Here is a 22,480-nt window from a genome sequence, read left to right as displayed (position 1 = left end):
CGTCTCCCCTGGGCGTAAATCAATTTATTTATCATACAAGAGCTACATTCGGTCATACAGGCGAATTCCAGGCTTTTCTGGCATAAAAATTGTAGGGTATTTATGATAACCGAACATGTGGTTATAATCGTCATCGACTCCATTCCTGACCAATCAGGTTAAGCATTTATTATGTCTGTAGAACACATCATAGAACGCGCCTACGAGATTCTCAATCAATCGATTGTCTATTATCGTGGTAAACCGGTAGGTACTGTTGCCGCACTGAAACAGACGAATCTTGCTGCAGCGAACTATGAAGAATGCTTTATTCGTGACTTTGTTCCCTCCGCGCTGGTATTTCTGGCGGACGGCAAACCCGAAATTGTTCGCAACTTTCTGGAGGCGGTTCTGGAATTGCGAACCAGCGAACGCACGGTTGCCGGTCATGAAATCCAGCCCGGTGTCATGCCGGCGAGTTTTACCGTAGCCACCGACTTCGACGGTAACGAGCGGCTACAGGCCGACTTTGGCGAAAAGGCCATTGGTCGTGTAGCCCCGGTTGATTCCATGATGTGGTGGTTGATTCTGTTGTTTATCTACACCCGTAGTACCGGCGATAATTCACTGGCCAAACGAGCCGACTTTCAGCAGGCTATGCGGCAGATTCTGCATCTTTGTCTCAAGGACACCTTTGAGATCACCCCGGCTCTCCTGGTGCCCGATGCCTGCAGCATGATCGATCGACGCATGGGGATTTATGGCCACCCTCTGGAGATCCAGGCCCTGTTCTACGGGATCTTGCGAATTATCCATTCCCTGCTCGAGGAAAAAGAGCCTGAAAGCGATAACTCACTGGTTAATACCGCCATGACCCGTGAACAGGCGCTGCAGAGCTATGTGCGTCTGTTTTACTGGCTCGATCTGCGGCGACTGAATGAAATTCACCGCTATACCACCGAGGAATTCGGACACGACAGCGTGAATGTCCTCAATGTCTATCCCGAGTCAATCCCCGACTGGGTGATTGAGTGGATGCCCGACGACTGCGGATATCTTGTCGGTAATGTGGGCGTCGGACGCATCGATTTTCGTTATTTCTCCCTGGGGAATCTGCTGGCTATCATGTTCGGTCTGGCATCCGATGAACAGTCCGAGCGAATTATTCGTCTGTATGAGTTACGCTGGCCAGATCTGGTCGGCGCAATGCCGCTGAAAATTATCTATCCGGCCATGGAAGGACTGGAATGGCAGGTCCGAACCGGTAGTGATCCCAAAAACGCCGCCTGGTCATATCAAAATGGCGGCAACTGGCCTGTGTTGCTATGGCCTTTCGTGGCTGCAGCACAGAAAACCGGTCGCGGAGATCTGGCCGAACGCGCCTTCCAGATCGCCCTGAATAAACTACCACTGGACGAATGGCCTGAGTATTATGACGGCCGTTCCGGACGCCTGATTGGCCGGCGCTCGAACAGCCATCAGGTCTGGACCGCGGCTTCGCTCATTTTCTCCTACAAACTACTGGAGAATCCCGGCTTGCTCGATCTGCTTCCCCATTAAGGGGACAGCGGTATTCCTGCAACACTTGTATCCGGTATAATTCCAGCTTTATCAAACAAACCCTCAGTCATGTCAGACGAACCTGTTGAACTCAATGCCGCCGAACTGCGGCAAAAGCTAAACCTGGAAACCGGACAACTCTCCTGGTCCGAATTGCAACGTCACTTCGCCCGGGGGGTGGTAGTCGTCGTCGGCCCACATCTGGACCTGATCGACGTTGCTGCAGCATTTGCCGAGGATAACAGGCGCCAAATCGAACAGTGGATTCAGCAGGAACAGCTTGCCCGTGCGCATGACGAGCATGCATTGAAATGGACCGAGCAGGAAACCGACTTCTGGAGCGTTGTTGTCGCTCCCTGGGTGATCGTGCAGGAAATCAGTGCACACTGATAATTACGATTAACCCGGTGTTACACCCGGTATTCGATATCGCCATCCAGTTCCTGTTTCAGTACCGAGATCACTTGCTTGCGTGACTCATCATCATAGGGACGGGCAAGCACCTTACCCCATACCGGGTCCGGCCAGGCCGTATCCTCCTGGTATCGCACAACATGATGGATATGCAGCTGCGGAACCACGTTACCCAGCGCGGCCACATTGAGTTTATCCCCGTTAAATCCGCGCATAATGGCCTGTCCCAGTCTTGAGGACTCCCTGACCAATTGTTGTTGATCGTCGGCAGTCAGCTGATAAATCTCCTCTATATCGTCGCGATCCGGAACCAGGATAAACCAGGGGTAGTTGGCATCCTCCATCAATAGCAGATGACACAGTTCCATTTTTCCGACCGGCAAACAATCTTTCAGCAGTGTTGGGTGAAGGCCCTTCAAGAAACCACCTCCTGATTCGTTGTTATAAAATCTTCTGCCAGCGCAAGCTTTTGCTGGCGAGTCAGTTTGCGGATTTCGGCTTCGCGTTTCGCGGCCATCGAACGGCTGGCGCAGGGTTCCTGGTAAACCAGCTTGACCGGGCGCCGGGCACGCGTATACCGGGCACCCAGTTTATTGTCCTGATTATGCTCGAGAATACGACGTTCCGGATCGATTGTGATACCGGTATAAAGACTGTTATCGCTGCATTGCAGCATATAAACGTACCAGGCATTCGAATTTTTAACCATTTTGTGCAAAATCAAATAAGTGTTATAACAATCGCTAACCCGAGCTGCTAATTATGAAGTAAATCATGACACCCGGCATCTTTCAATTCTCACTGTTATTTAGCATCCTGATTTTCCTGGCTGCCGCCGTTGTTATCGCGATATTCGGTGTCAGGATGACCCATGTCGCCCGTCAGCTGGCAATCCGAACCCGTATGGGCGAGGCTCTGATGGGGACCATCTTTATCGGCGCATCCACTTCCCTGTCGGGTATTATGACTTCCGTTACAACGGCCAGCTACGGCTATGCCGAATTGTCGGTCAGCAATGCGCTTGGCGGAATCGCTGCCCAGATGTTGTTTCTCGCCATTGCCGACATGTTTTATCGCAAGGCCAATCTGGAGCATGCCGCCGCTTCCGCAGAAAATCTGATGATGACGGCCTTTCTCATTATATTATTGAGTATCCTGTTATTCGCAACAACGGTACCCCATATCAGTATTTATGCAATTCATCCCGCCAGTCCGCTACTGATCATATTTTATCTTTTCAGTATCCATATCCTTGCCAGAACACACAAAATGCCGATGTGGGTACCTAAAAACACTCGCGATACCCGCCATGAATCGACCAACAAGCCATCTCGCCGTGCCCCCGGTATTGAAAAATTGTGGTTACAGTTTGCCTTTTACGCTGCAATGGTTGCCACGGCAGGCTGGGTCCTGGCCCAGACCGGCATGCAAATCAGTCAGCAAACCGGTTTATCCCAGGGGGTGATCGGGGGTGTATTTACTGCGATCTCTACCTCATTACCTGAACTGGTGATTGCCGTAGCGGCAGTGAGAATGAAGTCATTGACTCTCGCGGTCGGCGATATCATCGGCGGTAATCTCTTCGATACCCTGTTTATTGCTGTTTCAGATTTTGCTTACCGCGAAGGGTCAATCTATGCGGCCATCACGTCGGTAGAATCAACCTGGCTGGCGATTACGCTGATAATGAGCGGTATACTGATGGTCGGGTTGCTGCACCGCGAACGTCATGGCCCGGGCAATATAGGCTGGGAGAGTGTTTTGTTGATAACAGTCTATTTGCTGGGATTGCTGGTGCTGCTGCTTCAATAAAACCTGCCAACCGGTGTTTCAAGACTCAGGATAGATTCAGCGGGGATACATTTAACCGTTTCACAGATATTCCGGGAAAGAATGCACAAATATAAAACCGACAACATTCCTTCTATAGCTTGTTATCAAGCTGGCCAGCCTGCTTACCTCTGGCAGACGATATTTTAAATCAAGGAAACTGGCCCGGTGTGGATTATCGAGGGGACAAGGTGTAACCCCGAAGTTCTCTGGCAAACTCTTCCAGAGCCGCTATACCCGTGTGTTCTGCATCACTGCACCATTGTTGTAACCATTGCAGACGCAAGGTAGAACTGGCTGCCGAACGGGCCCACAGTTCCTTGAGTTGCTGTTTATAGCGATAAACCGTTTCCAGAGTCTGGTTTTGACTCAACGCCTCATTTAAAATCCGGTTGTCCTGACTGTCGAGTTTCAGATCTTCACGCGTCATCCATTTACGCAACCGCCGATAAAACCGGCGGTAACTGACGCCCAGTTCATATCGTTCCGACTGTAAGACCGGGGTCACGACCTGACGACCATACAACTTGAGTACATGGAAACGGTTACGCATCACCGCACGCAGAGTTTCCATATCCAGAGCGCACTTGTCAGGCAATCGACGGGGGCGCGGTGCAACAGTTCTAACCCGTGCCAGCCCCAGCAAGCTCAACAGGCGAATATAGACCCAGCCCATGTCCAGTTCCCACCACTTATTGGCCAGTTTGGCTGACACCGCATGTGCATGGTGGTTGTTGTGCAGCTCCTCCCCGCCGATCAGAATTCCCCAGGGAACAATGTTGCGCGAAGCATCGCGGGTTTCATAATTACGATAGCCCCAGTAATGACCGATGCCATTGATCACGCCGGCCGCCCAGATCGGGTTCCAGAGCATCTGCACGGCAAAGATGGTAATTCCGATAGGGCCGAACAGAATCACATTTATCACCAGTAGCAACATGATGCCGGCAAAGGGATGGGGGGTGTAAAGTTGGCGTTCCAGCCAGTCATCCGGGGTACCCTTGCCATACTGTTGCAAGGTTTGCTGATTGGCCGCCTCGGCGCGATACAGCTCGCTGCCCTGCAACAGCACCTTGCGTATCCCCTTGACCTGCGGACTGTGGGGATCCTCCTCGGTTTCACATTTGGCGTGATGCTTGCGATGAATCGCCACCCACTGACGGGTCACCATTCCGGTGGTGAGCCACAACCAGAAACGGAAGAAATGACTGATGATCGGGTGCAGTTTGACGCTGTTGTGCGCCTGGGCCCGGTGCAGGAAAATGGTCACACTGGCAATAGTGATATGAGTCACAACCAGCGTCCATAGTACCAGTTGCCAGGGGGTCAGGGACCAGAGGCCTTCAAGATAAGTCGTCATTAATATTCTCGCTAAATCGGCGTTCGTTTAAAAATAGAAGTAAAAAGGATCATTTTCCACGCCACTGGACATTATAAAGGTCGTGACGGCGATCATGCAGATTCTGGACCGTACCACTGTTACGCGCCACCTGCAGGGTTTCGGGTCGTAAATCAGCGATGGCGACCGTTTCTGCATTCGGAGTGGTATCGGCTGCAATCCCGTCTCGCGCAAAGGGAAAATCACAGGGCGTCAGGATGCAGCTCTGAGCATACTGAATATCCATGTTATGTACATTCGGCAGGTTCCCGACATTACCTGACATAACGACATAAAACTGGTTTTCAACCGCCCGGGCCTGGCAACAATAACGTACCCGCAGATAGCTCTGGCGTTCATCCGTGCAGAACGGCACGAACAGAATCTGGACCCCCTGGTCCGCCAGGTGCCGGCCCAGTTCAGGGAATTCCGAGTCGTAGCAGATCAACACCCCTATCGGACCGCAGTCGGTTTCGATGGCATTGACTGCCCGGCCACCCTCGATATTCCACCAGTAAACCTCATTGGGCGTGGGGTGGATCTTGGCCTGCTCGTGAACCCGTCCGTCACGCAAAAATACATAGGAGATATTCTCCACCCGGCCGCCCTCAACCCGGGTCGGATGAGAGCCGCCGATAATATTGATGTTGTAACGCAGCGCCATCTCGCGCAACGCTTCGACAAAATGAGGCGTATACTTGGTCAAAGCTTCAATCGACTCGGACGGACGCAGCTGCTGATCTTCGATGGACAGCAACTGGAGGGTGAACATCTCCGGAAATACCACGAAGTCGCCCTGATAGTCGGCCACCACATCAACAAAGTATTCGACTATGCCCAGGAACTCATCGAAGGATCGCACCCGGCGCTGCATGTATTGCACCGTGCCGATGCGTACCGTATCCGGCAATCGCTCGCCATAGCGCTTGCTGCGTTCCTGTTCCTCCTCCTGCGGCACCTTGGGGTTATGCCAGACGAGGTGCACGGCATAACCCAGCGATTCCCGATCGGAATCCAGATAGTGCTCGATAATCCCGATAATCTCGAAACCATTGCGCAACTGGAAAGACAGGACCGGATCGCGCAATTTTTTCTGTTTGACCTGCTCGACATAGTCCTCGACCGAGCTGAACCGCTTGATGCGTTTGGCCAGGGTCGGCAGGCGTCCGGCAAACACAATTCCCTTGAGTCCCAATGATTCGCAGAGTTTCTTGCGTTCATTGTACAAGCGGTTACCGATCCGGTAACCGCGATACTCGGGATCGACCACCACTTCCATGCCGTAAAGCCATTCGCCTTCGGGGTCGTGCCGGGACGCATAACCATTACCGGTAATTTCCGCCCATGTATGCGGTCGCAATGCCACCTTGCCGGAAATACGAAACGTGGCGCAGTAGCCGACTACCTTGTCATCCGCCAGCACTACGAATTGACCCGCCGGATAATTATTGATCTGACCGCGAATCGAGCCTTCCGAATAACCTGACTGGCCGCTGCTACTGCGATATGCCCTGTCAGTCAACGCGGCAATCGCCGGGACATCCTGGTTGGTGGCATTACGGACTGTCAGATGACTGCGTGGATTTTTAAACGGAGTTGAACCACCCTGTTTCGCCATAGTGTCAGTGCCTGTCAGGGCCGGTCAAACTATACCGGCAAGTTAATCTAAAATTCATTCAAATAACTCTGTGTTGTTCCGGATAAACCGGATTACTGCATGTAGGCATAGCCTTCTTCATTCTGCAAGCGGATAATTTCCGCATCGGCCATCGGGACCATCTGGACAAACCCATGAATATCTTTCGGCTCGAAACCATGTCCCCGGGCGGCAATCCGGCACATCCGAATCTCGATCACATCGCCCACTGTCAGGCTCCGGGCACGAGTGACCAGATCCTTGTACTTTAGATAGTTCTTTATACCGAAAAAGGAAATTTCGTCGCCATGCAGAACCAGTACGATCGAAGCAGCAAACGGATCGGCATTATAGACCTGACTAAGATAACTGGCCCGATCCAGTATCTGCTCGAACTCCCCGGAACTCGATACCGCCACATCATAAACAACCTTTTGAGGCTGGTAGTCATACTCCTGCGCCTCGGCCCTGCCCCATGGCGCCTGTTCAGCGGCACTAACGCTCCAGCTGCTCAGGATCAGCACCATTAGCGGTAATATTCGGTTCATAGCAGAGCCTCTTGTTGGATTTTGCTTGAAAAATTCTAGCATCTTGCGTCAGTCACAGAACATGAGGAAGCCGGTGATGGCATTCACTCACATGGTGGTTTTTGTGGATAATTCTGATCGCAACGTTGCAAGGCTAGCCGTACCATGGGGCACATTCGGCCGGCGCACGCTCCGCGGCCAGCTCCTGCAGGCGAGCCTGCCAGTCTTCCAGGCCGGCTTTCCAGTCGGCCACAAACTGTTCGAGCGACTCGACAAATTCGGGCTCGTGCTGTTGCCGGTTGATTGTGCAATGGACCACCACCTGACCGGAGTGCCTGTCCGCCTCGGCGGTCACGGTCCATTGCAGAGCATTGGGGCAACCCGGCAGGGTAAAACGCACGCCGTCGCGCAGGATTTCCTGGTGGATGGCAAATTCGCCCCAGAGGCAATAAATGCGCCCCCGGTCACCCTGATGGGACAACACCGTCTCGATCGAGGCACACCATAATGGCAGGTTATCGATACGCAAATAACGTTGCAGTTCGTTCGGGGTAAATGGCAGGCGGGCAGTCGCGTAAAATTCCATAATAGGTGTCAGAACAGTCGAAAACTTCGTTTTTGCTATCCAGTCCGGACGAGTGTCTTCATCATAACAAAGCCACTCCTGAATACCAGCCTCGAGCTGTGTGCTGTGCACAAATTCCCGGCAAAATAAATTTCTCGCAAACCTTCCGGGACTGCCCGCAACCGGGCATTAAAGGGTAAACTACCCGCTTTTCAGCGGTTTAACCCATCATGTCCGATTACGCTCTGTTTGTCACCGCCCCACTGCACCTGGAATCGCTCCTGGCCGAAGAGCTGCACGCCCTGGGCATTGACCAGGCACAGGAAACCCGAGGCGGAGTCAGTTTCCGCGGCACACTCGAAGAGGCTTACCGGGTCTGTCTGTGGAGCCGGGTGGCCAATCGGGTCCTGCTGGAACTGGCCAGCTTCACTGCCGATTCACCCGAAGCCCTGTACCGGGGCGTGCAACAGATCGACTGGCGTGACCATTTCGGGGTCGCCGATACCTTTGCTGTCCAGTTTCAGAGCAGCCAGTCGACCATCACCCACAGTCAGTATGGTGCGCTCAAGGCCAAGGATGCGGTGGTGGATCAATTCCGCGAGCGAGAAGGCGAGCGTCCGTCGATCGACACCGGCTGGCCGGACGTGCGGATCAATGTCTATGTGCAGCGCAACCAGGCCAGCGTCAGTCTGGATCTCTCCGGCGATTCACTGCACCGTCGTGGCTATCGACGCGCCGGAGGTGCGGCACCGCTGAAAGAGAATCTGGCGGCGGCAATTCTGTTGCGCGCCGGCTGGCCGACGATTGCCTGTGAACAGGGGACACTACTGGACCCCATGTGTGGTTCTGGCACCCTGTTGATCGAAGGCGCCTGGATCGCCGGGGACATTGCCCCCGGGTTGCTGCGAGGTTACTGGGGTTTCAGCGGCTGGCGCCAGCATCATCCGTCGCTGTGGCAGAAGCTGTACGACGAGGCGCAGCAGCGCCGCGAACAGGGCCTGACCCGACTGCCGGCGATCCACGGCTATGACATTGATGAGCGGGCTATCGACGGCGCCCGGCAAAATGTCCAGGCCGCCGGACTGGAGGACGCCATCGAACTGCACTGCCAGTCGCTGCAGCAACTGCAGCCCGACCCGGAACTGAAACCCGGTCTGGTCATCGTGAACCCTCCCTACGGCGAACGACTGGGTAGCGATTCCGATCTGCCCGGGGTGTATCAACAGCTCGGCCAAGCGCTCAAACAGCAGTTTGCCGGCTGGCAGGTGGCCCTGTTCACCGGCAACCCGGAACTGACCGGCCAGTTACAACTGCGCAGCCAGCGCCGCCACAGCCTGTATAACGGCCCCATCGAATGCAAGCTGTTTCACTACACGGTGGATAAACAGCACGATATCAGTCCACGCGGCTATCCCCGACCGCTAACGCCAGCCGAGTTCACCGACAATGCCCGGATGCTGGCCAACCGGCTGCAGAAAAATCTCAAACAGCTGTCACGCTGGCTGGCACGGGAGAATATTCACTGTTATCGGCTATATGATGCCGACATGCCCGAATACGCGCTGGCTATCGATGTTTACGAAGGGGACCAGCGTCGGGTCCATGTACAGGAATACGCACCGCCGCGCAGTGTGGATAGCACCAGAGCCCGGCAACGGCTGCGGGAAGCACTTGGCGTGATTCTCGATACGCTGCAGATCGACGAGCAGCAACTCTTTTTCAAGGTGCGCCAGCGACAAAAAGGCACAGCCCAGTACGAGAAACTGGCCGAGCAACGCCACTTTTATCCGGTGACGGAGAACGGTTGTCGTTTCTGGGTCAATTTCGAGGATTATCTCGATACCGGGCTGTTTCTGGATCACCGCCTGGTTCGCGCCCGCCTCGGTGAGCTGGCCACGGACGGCGATTTTCTTAATCTGTTTGCCTATACCGGCACGGCCACGGTCTATGCCGCCCATGGCGGTGCCCGCAGCACCACCACGATCGATATGTCAAAGACCTATCTCGACTGGGCGCGGCGCAATATGGAACTCAACGAGCTGAACGACAGTGAGCATCGCTTTATCCAGCGCGACTGTCTGGAATGGCTGCAACAGGAAGTCACAGCCCCGCAGTACGATCTGATCTTTCTCGATCCGCCCAGCTTCTCCACCTCCAGGCGGATGCAGACGAATCTGGATATCCAGCGTGATCACGTCTGGCTCATCCGCCAGTGCATGAAACGGCTACGCAAGGACGGGATATTGCTGTTTTCCACCAATCTGCGTAACTTCAAACTGGATGAAACAGCTCTTGTCGCTTTGGCGATAACCGATATTCATCGTGAAACGCTGCCGCGTGATTTTGAGCGCAACCCCAAGATTCATCATTGCTGGGAATTTCGACACCGGCACAAACCGGTTCTGTCGCTGAAATAAACTGTAACTGAACCGGCCTTCCCGAGGCCGGTCCGGTTTGGTTTGCTTCGAAGTGGCTGGTATGGAATACCTGTTCAGCGCAGACCGGCACGATTTTCACACTGGCCGATCTCCTCGCTATTCATACCAAAGATTTCCTGCAAGCCACTGAACACGCAAGTGGCATATTCATCGGCTGAATTATCAAAGTTCTGGGTAGTAATGACACCGGGTAGCCGACGACTGCACTGGTCAACCAGCCTGTTGACCTGCTGCAAGCATTGCTTTTCACTGGAGCCGATACAACGAACAAAGGCCGGATCCTTGCAGGGTCCCAGCAGGTCGTCATAGGACTGGGCGACATAGGTTTCCCGACTGATTTGCTCATCAGCAACCAGGAGTGATGGCAATACACCCAGAAACAAAAACAGTACAACAAAATACCCACACTGAGCCGGGGCATGCGCCCGGCCTGACAGCCTGCGGTGTTGAGAAAGAGTGAAACGCATAACTTATCCCCTGACGCGTCAATCGACGCTCGAAAACCCCGTCGCTAGCGACTATGCTTGATGAAAGCCCTGATGAGCGATACCCATGACGTTGAGATTCGCCCGACTGTTGTTGTTATCTTTCAGTTTGATTTTCACCTCCGCCATAGCGGCCCAGACAACCGACAATACCCCGACCAGAAGCATATTGCAGCTGACTGTCGAGGAAGTCATCGGTCCGGCCACGGAGGATTATATCATCCGGGCCATCGAACGTGCGCCACGTGAACAGGTTGGCCTGATAATCATTCGTATGGACACGCCGGGCGGGCTCGACAGCGCCATGCGCGGCATTATCAAAACTATCACCAATTCCCCGATTCCGGTTGTGACGTATATCGCACCAACCGGCTCACGCGCCGCCAGTGCCGGCACGTACATTCTTTACGCCAGTCATGTTGCCGCCATGGCGCCAGGTACCAACCTGGGGGCCGCTACTCCGGTTAAACTCGGTGGACCTGGCCAACCGGACAAACAGCCCGACAGCGAGTCGGACAAAGCCGGGGACGCTCAATCAGCCAGCGAACGCAAAGCCATCAACGATGCTGTGGCCTATATTCAGGGCCTGGCAAAATTACGCAATCGCAATGCCGAGTGGGCCGAACAGGCGGTTCGCCAGGCCGCCAGCCTGTCTGCTGGCGAAGCCCTGGAGAAAAACGTCATCGACCTGGTCGCACGCAGCACGGCCGATCTGCTGAAGCAGCTCGACGGACGCGAACTGGAAGTACTGGGTCAGACAGTAACCCTCAATACACTGGAGATGGATGTTAACACCGCCGAGCCCGACTGGCGTAGTCGTTTGCTGAGCGTGATCACCAATCCCAACATCGCCTATATCCTGATGTTAATCGGTATTTATGGGCTGATATTCGAATTCTCCAATCCCGGGGCCATTGTTCCCGGTACCATCGGCGCTATTTGCCTGCTGCTCGGACTTTACGCCCTGCAGTTACTGCCGCTCAATTATGCCGGCATGGCGCTGCTGCTGCTGGGCATCGCCCTGATGATCGGCGAAGCCTATCAGCCCAGCTTCGGCATTCTCGGTATTGGCGGGCTAAGCGCCTTTGTCTTTGGTTCCATCATATTGATCGACACCAGTGCGCCCGGCTACGGCATTAACCCGGGCGTCATTGCCGCATTTGCCCTCAGCAGTATGCTGATGTTTGTCGTAATCATTGGCCTGGCCCTCAAGGCAAGGCGACGACCGGTCGCAAGCGGTATGGAGCAACTGCTGGCGGATACCGGCACGGTGATCACTGCCGGCGATCACCGGGCCACCATTTTTATTCACAGCGAACACTGGCAGGCTACCAGCGATCAACCGCTACAGCCGGGACAACGGGTCCGGGTGATTGCGGCCGATGGACTGACTCTGCAGGTGGAACCACTGGGTGAACCGGCCAACGAGGAGAAGTAACATGAGCGATTATACTTTATATATTATTATCATTCTGGTTGTGGCGTTTTTATTCAGCGCCATCCGCATTCTGCGCGAGTACGAGCGTGGTGTGATTTTCACTCTCGGGCGCTTCTGGAAGGTCAAGGGCCCCGGTTTCATTATCGTTATCCCGTTGATCCAGCAGATGGTCAAGGTGGATCTGCGGATTATCGTAATGGACGTCCCCAGCCAGGATGTCATTTCTCAGGACAACGTCTCGGTCCACGTCAATGCCGTGGTTTATTTTCGGGTCGTTGATCCGGAGAAGGCCATCATTCAGGTGGAAGATTATTATTCGGCCACCAGCCAGCTGGCCCAGACAACCCTGCGATCGGTGCTGGGACAACATGAGCTGGATGAAATGCTCTCCGAGCGCGACAAACTGAATGCCGATATTCAGGAAATTCTGGATACACAAACCGATGCCTGGGGCATCAAGGTCAATAATGTCGAAATCAAACATGTGGATCTCGACGAGAGCATGATCCGCGCCATTGCTAAACAGGCCGAAGCCGAACGGGTGCGGCGCGCCAAAATCATTCATGCCGAAGGCGAACGCCAGGCAGCGAGCGAACTGTCCAACGCGGCGGAAATTCTGGCGCGGCAGGGTTCCGCCCTGCAACTGCGTTATCTGCAAACACTCACAGAAATCGCCAACGACAAGACCAATACCATTGTCTTCCCGCTGCCCATGGACATGCTGGAAACCCTGACCAATAACCTGAAGAAATAGTCACGCTCAGGCCGAAGGCTATCGAGCCTGCAAGGCCATATTCAAGGCATGCCCGGGCAAACACGGTAACCCCGGTGAACATCCTTTGCTCGGGCCTGCCAAACCCCGCTTTCAGGGCTTGGGCTTGCACAGCATCTCATAGGCGGCATTAATGGCCTGGAGGCGCCAGGCCTCACCGCCTCTGTCGGGGTGATGCTGCATCGCCAGACGCCGATAGGTCTGTTTAATCACGTCATCCTCCACCGGATCGTTCAGGCCCAGCTCCGCGAGGGCGTCTGCCCGACTGTCAAAACGAGCAAAGTTACGCCAGAATGACTCGATCAATCCCGCCACCTCTATTTCGGACATATTCTCCAGATTTTTGATATCCAGATAATAATCACGTAGTGGATCCGCGCTTGTGAGGCCGCTGTGCCCGGCAACATAGGGGCGCAGGCGAATATTCAGTGGGGATATTTCCAGCACGGCACGCTGCTGACGCAAACAATCGAGCTGTAAATGATACAACGCATGAAACAGCAGAAAGTGCATCTGAAACAGCTCAAGCACGGGAGCCGGCCGTTCGTTGGAAAAACTGAAATAGCCCCTCTCTTTCAGGAACTGCAAAAGATCGTACTCAGCAATTCCGTCAGGGGCTTGAGTCAATATTTTCTCAATATCCTGGTAAAAGTTACCGGGCAGAAGGTATGGGACAGGGGCAGAATGCTTTGACATAACCGGGCGGGAAAACCGCTTTATCGATCCAGAATCAATTGCAGATGTATTTCACCCATCACGTGTTCAACCTCGACAGTATTGAGGTCCGGAAGCCGCTGCACCAGATAGGCGCAGGTGGCAGTGATCATGGATTGATTGTTTTCATCAAATGCCTGTAATAAATGCATAGCCACGTATCGGGCGCGTTGCAGCTTATCCGGACTCGAAACAGGTTCACCAGCGAACAGGAAACCTCGATCCATATCCTCATCCATCTTCTTCAGAAAATCACGTTGCCGGCCAGGCAGGCGGCTATTGCGGTCAAACTCAAGCACGATATTTCCGTCTATTTTCAAACTCAGTAGCGACTGCATCATATTACCGTAATGAATGAAAAACAGGCAGTCAGAAACCTACTGCACATCGGGCTCAGGTGTTATCGCTTATATCCCAGAAAGCATGCTGCTTGTCCAGAAATTCATCATAAGGAATATAGTGAGAACCATCGCAGGAAAAAGTCAGACCGACAAGACCATTGAATATATTCAGTGTTCCTGAACGTAAATAAAGTGTTTCGTCCATAAAACGTAAAACTTTAAACGCCTCAAGCACCTCGCTGATTTTGTCAGCCGGAACTGCCGCTTCACCCGAATATGACTGATGTGGATAAGCAAGGCAGATAGCAGGATCAATTAGTGAGTCGATATCGAGCAGCCGGTAACGATAGGGGTCTTCCATTTGCCAGATGATCGCGCGGCTACTGGAAAAATGGAGGATCACATGATACACCCCATGCTTGGTCATCAACTCCTCTACCACGGAAAGAACAGTATCGAGTTTCTTATCCATTTCACTGTCGACGCGTGACTGGTGAAACACCGTACCCCGAATCGAAGGATCGCCCTTGATTTGTTGCCAGTAACGCGGCTCCTCGTAAAGTTCACGGGTCAAGGGAAGATCACGCAGGTCAAAATCAGCGCCAAGAAAACCCAGAACCTTGCCGTCATCATTTCGCACCAGCTGAATCGCTGTTAACGAGGGACGCATGGCACGCAAACTGATATAGGCATCGGACAAGAGAAACCCAGAGCTGGGAACCGCCTCGCACATATAAGGGCGTGCAGAGCGATCCCGGCCAAAATCATTTTCAAAAATCCCTTCGCGTGAAACATTGTCGCTTATCTGGACCGCATCTGTATCCATTGCATACAGATACTTGCAGTTAGGTACCCTGTCCAGCTTCTCCTGCAATACCGCATCTATCGCCCGGCGATCACCCCATACCCGGCTGCAGGCTTCGGCGATTTCATACAGGGGGTATTGCAGTAATTTTCTCAGCGATTCGCGCTGACGAACAATGCTCTCTTTCAGAGCGGCTTTGGGATCAGTCACTACACTTTCCGACGATGTTATTAAAAAGATGATTCAAACTGACGCAGGCGTGAGCGTAATTCGCTGACCTCATCCAGCAATTCCAGTGCCAGGGCGACGCCGGCAAGGTTAAGCTCCAGGTCATGATACAGGTGCATGGCGGCTCGCACGCGAGGCAACTGACTGGCCACAAATTGCCACTCGGCCGTTTCCAGGTCGAAGGGTTCAACAATTCCCTCCTCGACCAGTGCCACGATGGCGTCACGTTCGACCCGGCAGGCGCCACTGAGATCATCCAGCGTCAGTGTCGTCGTTTCATCGAGAATGATACCGGAAAGCGGTTCCTGCTGCCCCGTCATGATTCACACTCCCATCCCGGCACGCGGGTTAAAGTCGAATTCCTCGGCCATTTGCTGATAAAAGTGCTTCGCCTTGTCACTCTCGGCCGGAGGCTGGATAATTTTCAAGGTGACAAAGAGATCGCCCGGTGTTTTGCCCGGGATACCCCGGCCCTTGAGCCGCAACTTGCTGCCGCTCTGGGAATTGGCCGGAATCCGCATATCCACTTGACCATCGGGCGTCGGCACCTTGACCCGGGCCCCCAGCGCCGCTTCCCAGGGCGCCAGTGGCAGATCCAGATAAATATCCCGGCCTTCGACGCGATATAACGGATGCGGTTTGAAGTCCACTTCCAGATACAGGTCGCCGGACTGTCCGCCGCCCATACCGGGATGACCCTGTCCCGCGAGACGGATGTGCTGCCCCTGACAGACTCCCCTGGGAATGCGTACGTTCAAACTGCGTTCGCGGGTCCGCACATGCCCCTGCGGGTCTACTTCCGGCGCCTGCAGAGTCAGATTACGCACCGTACCGTGGAAAGCATCCTCCACATCGATCAATACCCGGGCATGATGATCTTCCCCGCGGCTGCGAAAGCCGGCGTCGCCCATACCGCCATGCTGGCCGAACAGCGTTTCAAAAAAGTCGCTGAAGGATGCGGCGCCGGCGCCTCCCCTGCCGCTGAATTCAAATCCGGCATCCCAGTCCGGCGGCGGCCGAAAATCCTGGCCACCCTGCCAGTTGGCGCCCAGCTGATCATAAGCGGCGCGCTTTTCGGGATCCTTGAGCACTTCATAGGCTTCCGCCATCTCCTTGAAACGCTCCTCGGCATCCGCTTCCTTGCTGACATCAGGGTGATACTTACGCGCCAACTTGCGATAGGCGCGTTTGATCTCATCCTGTGTGGCGTCGCGCTCAACGCCCAGTATCTGATAATAATCCTTATATTCCACCTTCGGCTCCCGTTAAATACAGCTTTCTTATGATTAGGGGGTGCAAAGTGAAATTTCAAGCAACCCCGCCATCAATCCTTCACCGTCAACCTTGTCCCCTCAGGAAGACTCCTTCAGTTTGGCGAACGCGGCGGCCATGGTGGTATTGGCCTGCTTGCCAGCCGGCTGCCTGTCCGTTTTGGCGGGCTTTTTACTGGTCCGTGGCTTGCTGCGGGAATTACTATCCCGTGGCCCGCCCGCCGGTTTGCCGGGCTCATCCGTCAGGCGCATTGATAATCCCACCCGGTTACGGGCAATGTCCACTTCCATCACCTTGACCTTGACGACCTGACCGGCTCTGACCACTTCGCGCGGATCGCGCACGAAACGATCGGCCAGGGCCGAAATGTGGACCAGACCATCCTGATGAACGCCGATATCGACAAAGGCCCCGAAGTTGGTCACGTTGCTGATCACCCCTTCGAGTAGCATACCCGGTTTCAGATCCTTGAGGGTCTCCACGCCTTCCTTGAAACTGGCAGTCTTGAACTCGGGGCGGGGATCCCGCCCCGGCTTGTCCAGCTCGGCGATAATATCGCGTACCGTGGGCTCGCCAAACCGCTCGTCGATGTAGTCATTGGCCGCCAGGCTGTTAAGAAAACGGCTGTCGCCGATCAGCGAGTGAATCTCCCGGCCATTATGTTTCAGAATGCGTTCGACCACCGGATAAGCTTCGGGATGTACCGCCGAGGCATCCAGCGGATTGCGGCCATCACGAATCCGCAAAAACCCGGCGGCCTGCTCAAAGGCCCGCGGGCCCAGTCGCGCTACCTCCAGTAACTGCTGGCGATCTGAGAATGCGCCGTGTTGTTCCCGATGCGCGACAATATTGGCCGCCAGCAAGTCACTCAATCCTGCCACTTGTGATAATAGCGGCGCCGAGGCGGTATTGATTTCCACCCCCACGGCATTCACACAATCCTCCACCACGGCCTCGAGCTGGCGGGCCAGCTTGCCCTGGTTGACGTCATGTTGATACTGGCCGACACCAATCGATTTGGCGTCGATCTTGACCAGCTCCGCCAGCGGATCCTGCAGGCGCCGGGCAATGGAGACCGCGCCGCGATAGGACACATCCAGCTCGGGAAACTCCCTGGCCGCCAGCTCCGAGGCCGAGTAGACCGAGGCGCCGGCTTCACTGACCATCAGCGAATGAACGGCGGGCTGGGGATACTGACGCACCAGCTCCTGCACCAGCCTGTCGGTCTCCCGCGATGCGGTGCCGTTGCCGATGCTGATCAGTGCCACCTGATGTTCCCGGATCAGTCCGGCCAGAGTCTCGATCGATGCCTGCCATTGCTTCTTGGGCGGATGCGGGAAAATCGTGGTCGAGGCGACCAGTTTGCCAGTCTGATCCACCACCACAACTTTGACGCCGGTGCGCAGACCGGGATCCAGCCCCATGGTAGTACGTGTGCCGGCTGGTGCGGCCAGCAGCAGATCACGCAGGTTTTCACCGAAAACGCGGATCGCCTCTTCCTCGGCGCTCTCGCGCAGGCGCATGAACAGTTCACTTTCCATCTGCAACGACAGCTTTACCCGCCAGGCCCAGCGAGCTGACTCCAGTAACCAGCCATCTGCGGCCCGGCCCGCATCGCGCAGCCCGAAATGGCTGGCTACCATGGCATCGCAAAGCCCCATGGCGGCAACATTCTCGAGATCATCCTGAGCGGGCACCATTAACTTCAGGCGCAACACGCCTTCGGTACGACCGCGAAACAACGCCAGCGCCCGGTGCGAGGGGATCTTTTTCAGCGCTTCACTGTAATCAAAGTAGTCAGAGAACTTGGCTCCCTTTTGCTCCTCGCCGGGCGCTACCCGGGCCACCATCTGGCCCCTGTCCCAGAGCCGCTCGCGCAGTTGCCCGACCAGATCGGCCTGTTCGGCGGCGCGCTCCATGAATATCTGCCGGGCCCCTTCCAGCGCGGCGTCGGCTTCCTCCACCCCGACATCGGGGTTGAGGTACTCACCGGCCAGTGACAACGGATCCCGGTTGGGATCCTCGAGTAGCGTATCGAGCAAGGGTTCCAGCCCGGCTTCACGGGCGATCTGCGCCCGGGTCCGGCGTTTGGGTTTGTATGGAGCGTAAAGATCTTCCAGCCGGGTCTTGGTCTCGGCTTCCGCCAGAGCTGTTTGCAGTTCCCCGGTCAGCTTGCCCTGCTCGCGAATCGATTCGATCACGCTGGTACGACGGTCCTCGAGCTCCCGTAAATAGCCCAGCCGCTCATCGAGCTGACGCAACTGGGTATCATCAAGACCGGCTGTAGCCTCCTTGCGATAACGGGCAATGAACGGCACGGTCGCCCCATCGTCCAGCAAACGCACCGTAGCCTCGACCTGAACCGGCCTGACGCCAAGTTCTTCGGCAAGTCGTTGAATAATGTTCATACAGTAAACAACCTGAAAATTTGATTCAAAACAGAGTCCGGATCTTAACAAAGCCATCGCCGGGGCAGGTTTTTAAATCGGCTTGATTTGATCCTGCAAACACGCTAGCTGCAAGACGCAAATGGCTTGAAGTGGTCCGTCTCTGATCTATCCTCGTATACCGGTGCAACACAATTCCCGATAAGGAGAAGCCGCAGAGCAGAAGAAAATCTTGGCCGGGGCAGCGTTTCGGAAAACATAACAAGTCGGGCCTGTTTCATTATGTCGTCACTTATGGGGAGGTATTGTTACCGGTGGCAAACCGCGTAACATCGAGGATGCCAGAGAGCTCATCATCTCGCGTGTGCCATTCAAGTTAAAACGCAACGACAGTGAAGACAACGTCATGCGAACGTCCTGTTCGAATCCGTCACAGCCTGCTGCCGGGGGTATAGCTGCCAATATTGGCGATTACAGACCGCGAACATACTCGAGCATACGTTGTCGCAGCTTTGCATCCGGCAAACGCCCGTAACAGGCCCCCATGTTCTCGCGCATATGTTCCACCTGCGAGGTCGCCGGAATCGCGCAGGTCACAGCCGGATGCGAAATAATGAATTTGAGGAAAAACTGGGCCCAGGTCGTACAATCGATCGCCGACGCCCAGCCTGGTAATGATTGTGATGCGAAACGATTGAACAACCTGCCGCCCTGAAACGGTCGGTTGACCAGCACAGCAATGCCGCGCTCCTTTGCCTGCGGCAAGAGACGTTGCTCTGCCTCCCGATCCAGCAGATTGTAGGTCAGCTGCACAAAATCGAGCGGTTCCGTTTCCATGATCCGGGACAGTTCTGCATGGCGCCGTCCGTGCGACGTGGTTACACCCAGATACCGGATTCGTCCCGCCGCTTTCCACTCCTTGAGCGTCGCCAGGTGCGTCTCCCAATCAAGCAGATTATGCACCTGCATCAGATCGAACCGTTCTACGTCCCATAACAGTCCGGAACGCTCCATCTGCCGCACACCGGCACGCCAGCCCGAAGTCCAGACCTTGGTGGCAGCGAACAGGGCGGGCGTCGCTTCCAGCTTTTTCAGACATTCACCGAGAACTTCTTCCGCCGTGCCGTACATGGGCGAGGAATCGATAACCTCCCCGCCCAGATCAAAGAAGGTTTTGAGAATGGCCGTACGAGTACGCAACGCGGCGCGATCATCGAGATCGATACCAAAGGTGAGCCATGTTCCCATGCCGATGGCCGGGAGAGTTTCGCCACTGGATGGAATCTGCCTGAGAATTTTTTTTGGCTTGTCAGCCCAACCGGTACGCGGTAGATTCAGACTCAGGGCCAGAGCCAGGGCCTGCTGCAACAGGTGTCGCCGACTCAGGGAAATATACCGACCTCGCTTCGACATGATTCGTTTGCTCGTGGGTTTAATAAACCGGAATTACGGCGTGTAATAACTCGTCCTGCAGTTGATCGATCTGTTCCAGCCGGGAGCGGGCGATGGCATCCACCCGGGAGCGGAGTGGTTCCAGTTCGGCCCCGTCAGCCAGTTGCAGACGCACTTCCACAACCCATGGTTCACGAACCGGCTGGCCAATGCGGCTGACCAGAAAACACTGGGCCGCCAGTACCCCGGTTAACTCCCTGACCAGATCTGCTGCCAGGCGTTGTGCGGTAAGATTATATAATTTGCCAACATGGGTTACCGGATTTTTGCCGGCGGCTGCTTCCATGTTCATGGGGCGATAGGGTGTAATCAGGCCGTTGGTGCGATTCCCCCGGCCAACCTCGCCATCATCACCGGCTTCTGCCGAGGTGCCTGTCACCGTGAGATAGAAACTGCCCTGTTCAGGAACATCGGCGGTATTCAGATTAACCTGCAAGGAAAGATCGGTCATTCCTGCTGTTTGCTGTTGCACCAGTTCGACTATCTGCTGTTTGTGTGTCATATAGTCATCGGCATCACGCACATACCGATCCACCATGGCACAGGCAACGGTCAGTTCAATCGAACCGGCACGACGCACACCCATCACCTTGATGTCCTCGCCAATAACCGGATAACGCTGCTTTACCTGTGGTGCATTCAGCTGCTGTTCGGTGGTATATACAATTTTCTCAAGTTCATCGAGCGGGGCATAACCGACGCCGCAGGAGGTATCATTGGCCAGGGCAATACCGGTACGTTGCTGGCGCTCATAGAGTTCCACCAGATCCTGTGAGCCATGGCGAACCAGGTGATGCACCACCGGTGCGGGCGTCTCCTGCAAGGCGTGCAGATTATTTTGCAACCAGCGATGCACTGTCTCTTCGACCAGCTCACCAATCGGGATATCAACGTCTTTATAACAGGATGTCGCGCGCCCGGCCAGGAAGATCTCCATCGGCCTGATGATCTCGCCACCCCCGAATGCCGGATTGGATTCGCCGCCCCACAATAATGCCTTGTCAACATTGTGATGCAGGATCAATCCAAACTGATCCCGGTAATAGCGACACAAGGCCAGGCTGAGGTTCTCGGCCAGAGCATCGCAAATCGTATCGGGATGTCCAAGCCCCTTGCGCTCAACGACCTCCACCGCAGAACCGTCCGGGTCCAGATTTGGATGTGCCGAGATCAGTGTATCAACCATGATTCCTCTCGCGTAGCCTTGAACATAAGCTCCGGATACCCGAACGCTGTGTTAAGCATAATGTATCCTCGTCTACGGAGCGCCACGTGAACGGAGCCCGCTCAACAAATGCGATGATTCAGAAAGCAACCCTGAATGCCGCGACAAATCTATCATAGTCCTCTGTCGGCAAATGATTGATGCCCGCCGCGGCCTGACGTCCACCCCCGGTTTCAAACTGCCGACAGAGTTCGTCGGCTCCCTTCAGGTTATTCATGGGCGCACGCACACTGACCACATAACCCCCTCCCGGACGGTTCGTCAACAAGGCATGGGCCCGCTGCGGATTCTGTTGTGCCAGCTGGTTGGCATAGACACCACTGACCCGCCTCGCCCAGCGGGCATCGGGGAGTACATACAGGGCATGTCCGTCATCTACATAATCCGGCGTAATTGCCGTCACCCGGTCGAAATCTGTGTGATAGGCTTGCTGCAATTTCGCATAACCTGGCTCTTCATGAATAAAGGAAAACGGGTCGGAATATGGCGCCAGCAATCGATACAGGGCATCCGGATGATAAATCAGATCATCAAGACTCGATCCATAACCGTTATAGTTAAGACAGGTACCCAGCAGTTTAAGTTGTTCCGATTTTTCGGAACTTAAATCGAGCGGAACAGCCGCCTGTTGTGCGGCGCTGTACAGGTTATCGCCAAATGCCGCAGTCACTGCCCAGGCCAGATATGCACTATCCAGATAACGGCTGACCAGCAGACTGGTGCATACGTTGGCGTCAGTATCAATATGTGTTTCCAGTGCCGCATGCTGCGGAATTTCCCCGGCGTAATGATGATCGAAATAACGTACCCGGGCACCGGCTTCCAGCAGCCGGTGCAGATCATCACGGTTTTTATCCAGTGAAATATCCAGTACGTTCACTTCATCCCCGCTACCGGCCTGCACCTTTTGCAACAGGCTGACGTCCCGTTTGATGCCGGTGACCAGCTGGCTTTTCTGTGGACTGGCCAGGCGAAGCTGGTGCAAAGCACAAATACCGTCAGCGTCACCATTGAAAACATCAACATAACTCATA

At 54.8% G+C, this 22,480-nt stretch carries 22 protein-coding genes; 6 read left to right on the top strand and 16 right to left on the bottom strand.

Features of this window, described 5'->3' with window-relative positions:
• Positions 1–171: 171 nt before the first annotated feature.
• Positions 172–1,539: a glycoside hydrolase 100 family protein gene (locus R6U90_RS09395; protein ID WP_410352427.1), complete on the top strand. Its 1,368-nt coding sequence runs from the start codon at positions 172–174 to the stop codon at positions 1,537–1,539.
• Between the two features lie 69 nt (positions 1,540–1,608).
• Positions 1,609–1,929: a DUF2288 domain-containing protein gene (locus tag R6U90_RS09390; RefSeq protein ID WP_410352426.1), complete on the top strand. Its 321-nt coding sequence runs from the start codon at positions 1,609–1,611 to the stop codon at positions 1,927–1,929.
• Between the two features lie 20 nt (positions 1,930–1,949).
• Here the strand turns inward: R6U90_RS09390 and R6U90_RS09385 are convergent, their stop codons facing one another.
• Together R6U90_RS09385 and R6U90_RS09380 are read right to left on the bottom strand one after the other, a co-directional pair.
• A complete protein-coding gene (locus R6U90_RS09385; RefSeq protein WP_410352425.1) occupies positions 1,950–2,372 on the bottom strand; it encodes an HIT domain-containing protein in 423 nt (140 codons plus the stop codon).
• Positions 2,369–2,629: a GIY-YIG nuclease family protein gene (locus R6U90_RS09380; RefSeq protein ID WP_410352424.1), complete on the bottom strand. Its 261-nt coding sequence runs from the start codon at positions 2,627–2,629 to the stop codon at positions 2,369–2,371. The genes R6U90_RS09385 and R6U90_RS09380 overlap by 4 nt, the downstream gene beginning before the upstream one ends.
• Before the next feature lie 98 nt (positions 2,630–2,727).
• On the opposite strand from R6U90_RS09380, the gene R6U90_RS09375 reads away from it, so the two are divergent.
• Positions 2,728–3,765, top strand: a complete 1,038-nt coding sequence (locus R6U90_RS09375; protein WP_410352423.1) for a sodium:calcium antiporter — start codon at positions 2,728–2,730, stop codon at positions 3,763–3,765.
• Between the two features lie 193 nt (positions 3,766–3,958).
• On the opposite strand, the gene R6U90_RS09370 is transcribed toward R6U90_RS09375, so the two are convergent.
• From R6U90_RS09370 to R6U90_RS09355, 4 genes are all read right to left on the bottom strand, one after another.
• Positions 3,959–5,143 carry a fatty acid desaturase gene (locus tag R6U90_RS09370; RefSeq protein WP_410352422.1) on the bottom strand — a complete coding sequence of 395 codons (1,185 nt, stop codon included), beginning with the start codon at positions 5,141–5,143 and terminating at the stop codon, positions 3,959–3,961.
• 49 nt (positions 5,144–5,192) lie between these two features.
• Entirely contained in the window at positions 5,193–6,779 is a 1,587-nt protein-coding gene (locus R6U90_RS09365; RefSeq protein WP_410352421.1) for a GNAT family N-acetyltransferase, read from the bottom strand.
• Positions 6,780–6,871: 92 nt separating this feature from the next.
• Positions 6,872–7,345 carry a hypothetical protein gene (locus R6U90_RS09360; protein WP_410352420.1) on the bottom strand — a complete coding sequence of 158 codons (474 nt, stop codon included), beginning with the start codon at positions 7,343–7,345 and terminating at the stop codon, positions 6,872–6,874.
• Between the two features lie 133 nt (positions 7,346–7,478).
• The gene (locus tag R6U90_RS09355; protein ID WP_410352419.1) at positions 7,479–7,910 is read right to left on the bottom strand and encodes a hypothetical protein; all 432 of its coding nucleotides are present in this window, start codon (positions 7,908–7,910) and stop codon (positions 7,479–7,481) included.
• A 209-nt stretch (positions 7,911–8,119) separates the two neighbouring features.
• On the opposite strand from R6U90_RS09355, the gene rlmKL reads away from it, so the two are divergent.
• Positions 8,120–10,306 carry a bifunctional 23S rRNA (guanine(2069)-N(7))-methyltransferase RlmK/23S rRNA (guanine(2445)-N(2))-methyltransferase RlmL gene (gene rlmKL, locus R6U90_RS09350; protein ID WP_410352418.1) on the top strand — a complete coding sequence of 729 codons (2,187 nt, stop codon included), beginning with the start codon at positions 8,120–8,122 and terminating at the stop codon, positions 10,304–10,306.
• Between the two features lie 74 nt (positions 10,307–10,380).
• On the opposite strand, the gene R6U90_RS09345 is transcribed toward rlmKL, so the two are convergent.
• The gene (locus R6U90_RS09345) at positions 10,381–10,794 is read right to left on the bottom strand and encodes a hypothetical protein (RefSeq protein WP_410352417.1); all 414 of its coding nucleotides are present in this window, start codon (positions 10,792–10,794) and stop codon (positions 10,381–10,383) included.
• Positions 10,795–10,879: 85 nt separating this feature from the next.
• Between R6U90_RS09345 and R6U90_RS09340 the strand changes: the two genes are divergently transcribed.
• Together R6U90_RS09340 and R6U90_RS09335 are read left to right on the top strand one after the other, a co-directional pair.
• Entirely contained in the window at positions 10,880–12,250 is a 1,371-nt protein-coding gene (locus R6U90_RS09340; protein WP_410352416.1) for an NfeD family protein, read from the top strand.
• Between the two features lies 1 nt (position 12,251).
• Positions 12,252–13,004, top strand: a complete 753-nt coding sequence (locus R6U90_RS09335; protein ID WP_410352415.1) for a slipin family protein — start codon at positions 12,252–12,254, stop codon at positions 13,002–13,004.
• Positions 13,005–13,115: 111 nt separating this feature from the next.
• Here R6U90_RS09335 and R6U90_RS09330 read toward each other — a convergent pair whose 3' ends face one another.
• From R6U90_RS09330 to R6U90_RS09290, 9 genes are all read right to left on the bottom strand, one after another.
• Positions 13,116–13,718, bottom strand: a complete 603-nt coding sequence (locus tag R6U90_RS09330; RefSeq protein WP_410352414.1) for a DNA-J related domain-containing protein — start codon at positions 13,716–13,718, stop codon at positions 13,116–13,118.
• 20 nt (positions 13,719–13,738) lie between these two features.
• Positions 13,739–14,035 (bottom strand): hypothetical protein, encoded by a 297-nt coding sequence (locus tag R6U90_RS09325; protein ID WP_410352413.1) that lies wholly within the window; start codon positions 14,033–14,035, stop codon positions 13,739–13,741.
• 94 nt (positions 14,036–14,129) lie between these two features.
• Entirely contained in the window at positions 14,130–15,092 is a 963-nt protein-coding gene (locus tag R6U90_RS09320) for a PDC sensor domain-containing protein (RefSeq protein ID WP_410352412.1), read from the bottom strand.
• Between the two features lie 20 nt (positions 15,093–15,112).
• Positions 15,113–15,430 carry a chaperone modulator CbpM gene (locus R6U90_RS09315; protein WP_410352411.1) on the bottom strand — a complete coding sequence of 106 codons (318 nt, stop codon included), beginning with the start codon at positions 15,428–15,430 and terminating at the stop codon, positions 15,113–15,115.
• Positions 15,431–15,433: 3 nt separating this feature from the next.
• On the bottom strand, positions 15,434–16,363 hold the full coding sequence (locus R6U90_RS09310; RefSeq protein ID WP_410352410.1) for a DnaJ C-terminal domain-containing protein: 930 nt from the start codon (positions 16,361–16,363) through the stop codon (positions 15,434–15,436).
• Between the two features lie 99 nt (positions 16,364–16,462).
• The gene (locus R6U90_RS09305) at positions 16,463–18,790 is read right to left on the bottom strand and encodes a Tex family protein (RefSeq protein ID WP_410352409.1); all 2,328 of its coding nucleotides are present in this window, start codon (positions 18,788–18,790) and stop codon (positions 16,463–16,465) included.
• A gap of 450 nt (positions 18,791–19,240) precedes the next feature.
• Positions 19,241–20,182 carry an aldo/keto reductase gene (locus tag R6U90_RS09300; protein WP_410352408.1) on the bottom strand — a complete coding sequence of 314 codons (942 nt, stop codon included), beginning with the start codon at positions 20,180–20,182 and terminating at the stop codon, positions 19,241–19,243.
• Between the two features lie 19 nt (positions 20,183–20,201).
• Positions 20,202–21,407, bottom strand: coding sequence for a methionine adenosyltransferase (locus R6U90_RS09295; RefSeq protein WP_410352407.1), 1,206 nt, complete (start codon positions 21,405–21,407; stop codon positions 20,202–20,204).
• A 118-nt stretch (positions 21,408–21,525) separates the two neighbouring features.
• The gene (locus tag R6U90_RS09290) at positions 21,526–22,479 is read right to left on the bottom strand and encodes an acetyltransferase (RefSeq protein ID WP_410352406.1); all 954 of its coding nucleotides are present in this window, start codon (positions 22,477–22,479) and stop codon (positions 21,526–21,528) included.
• Position 22,480: the final 1 nt, after the last annotated feature.

It is taken from the genome of Thiohalophilus sp. (assembly GCF_046483665.1).
Taxonomy (GTDB): domain Bacteria; phylum Pseudomonadota; class Gammaproteobacteria; order UBA6429; family Thiohalophilaceae; genus Thiohalophilus.
The sequence above is the reverse complement of the archived record's forward strand: the minus strand, read 5'-3'. Positions and strand labels throughout refer to the sequence as shown.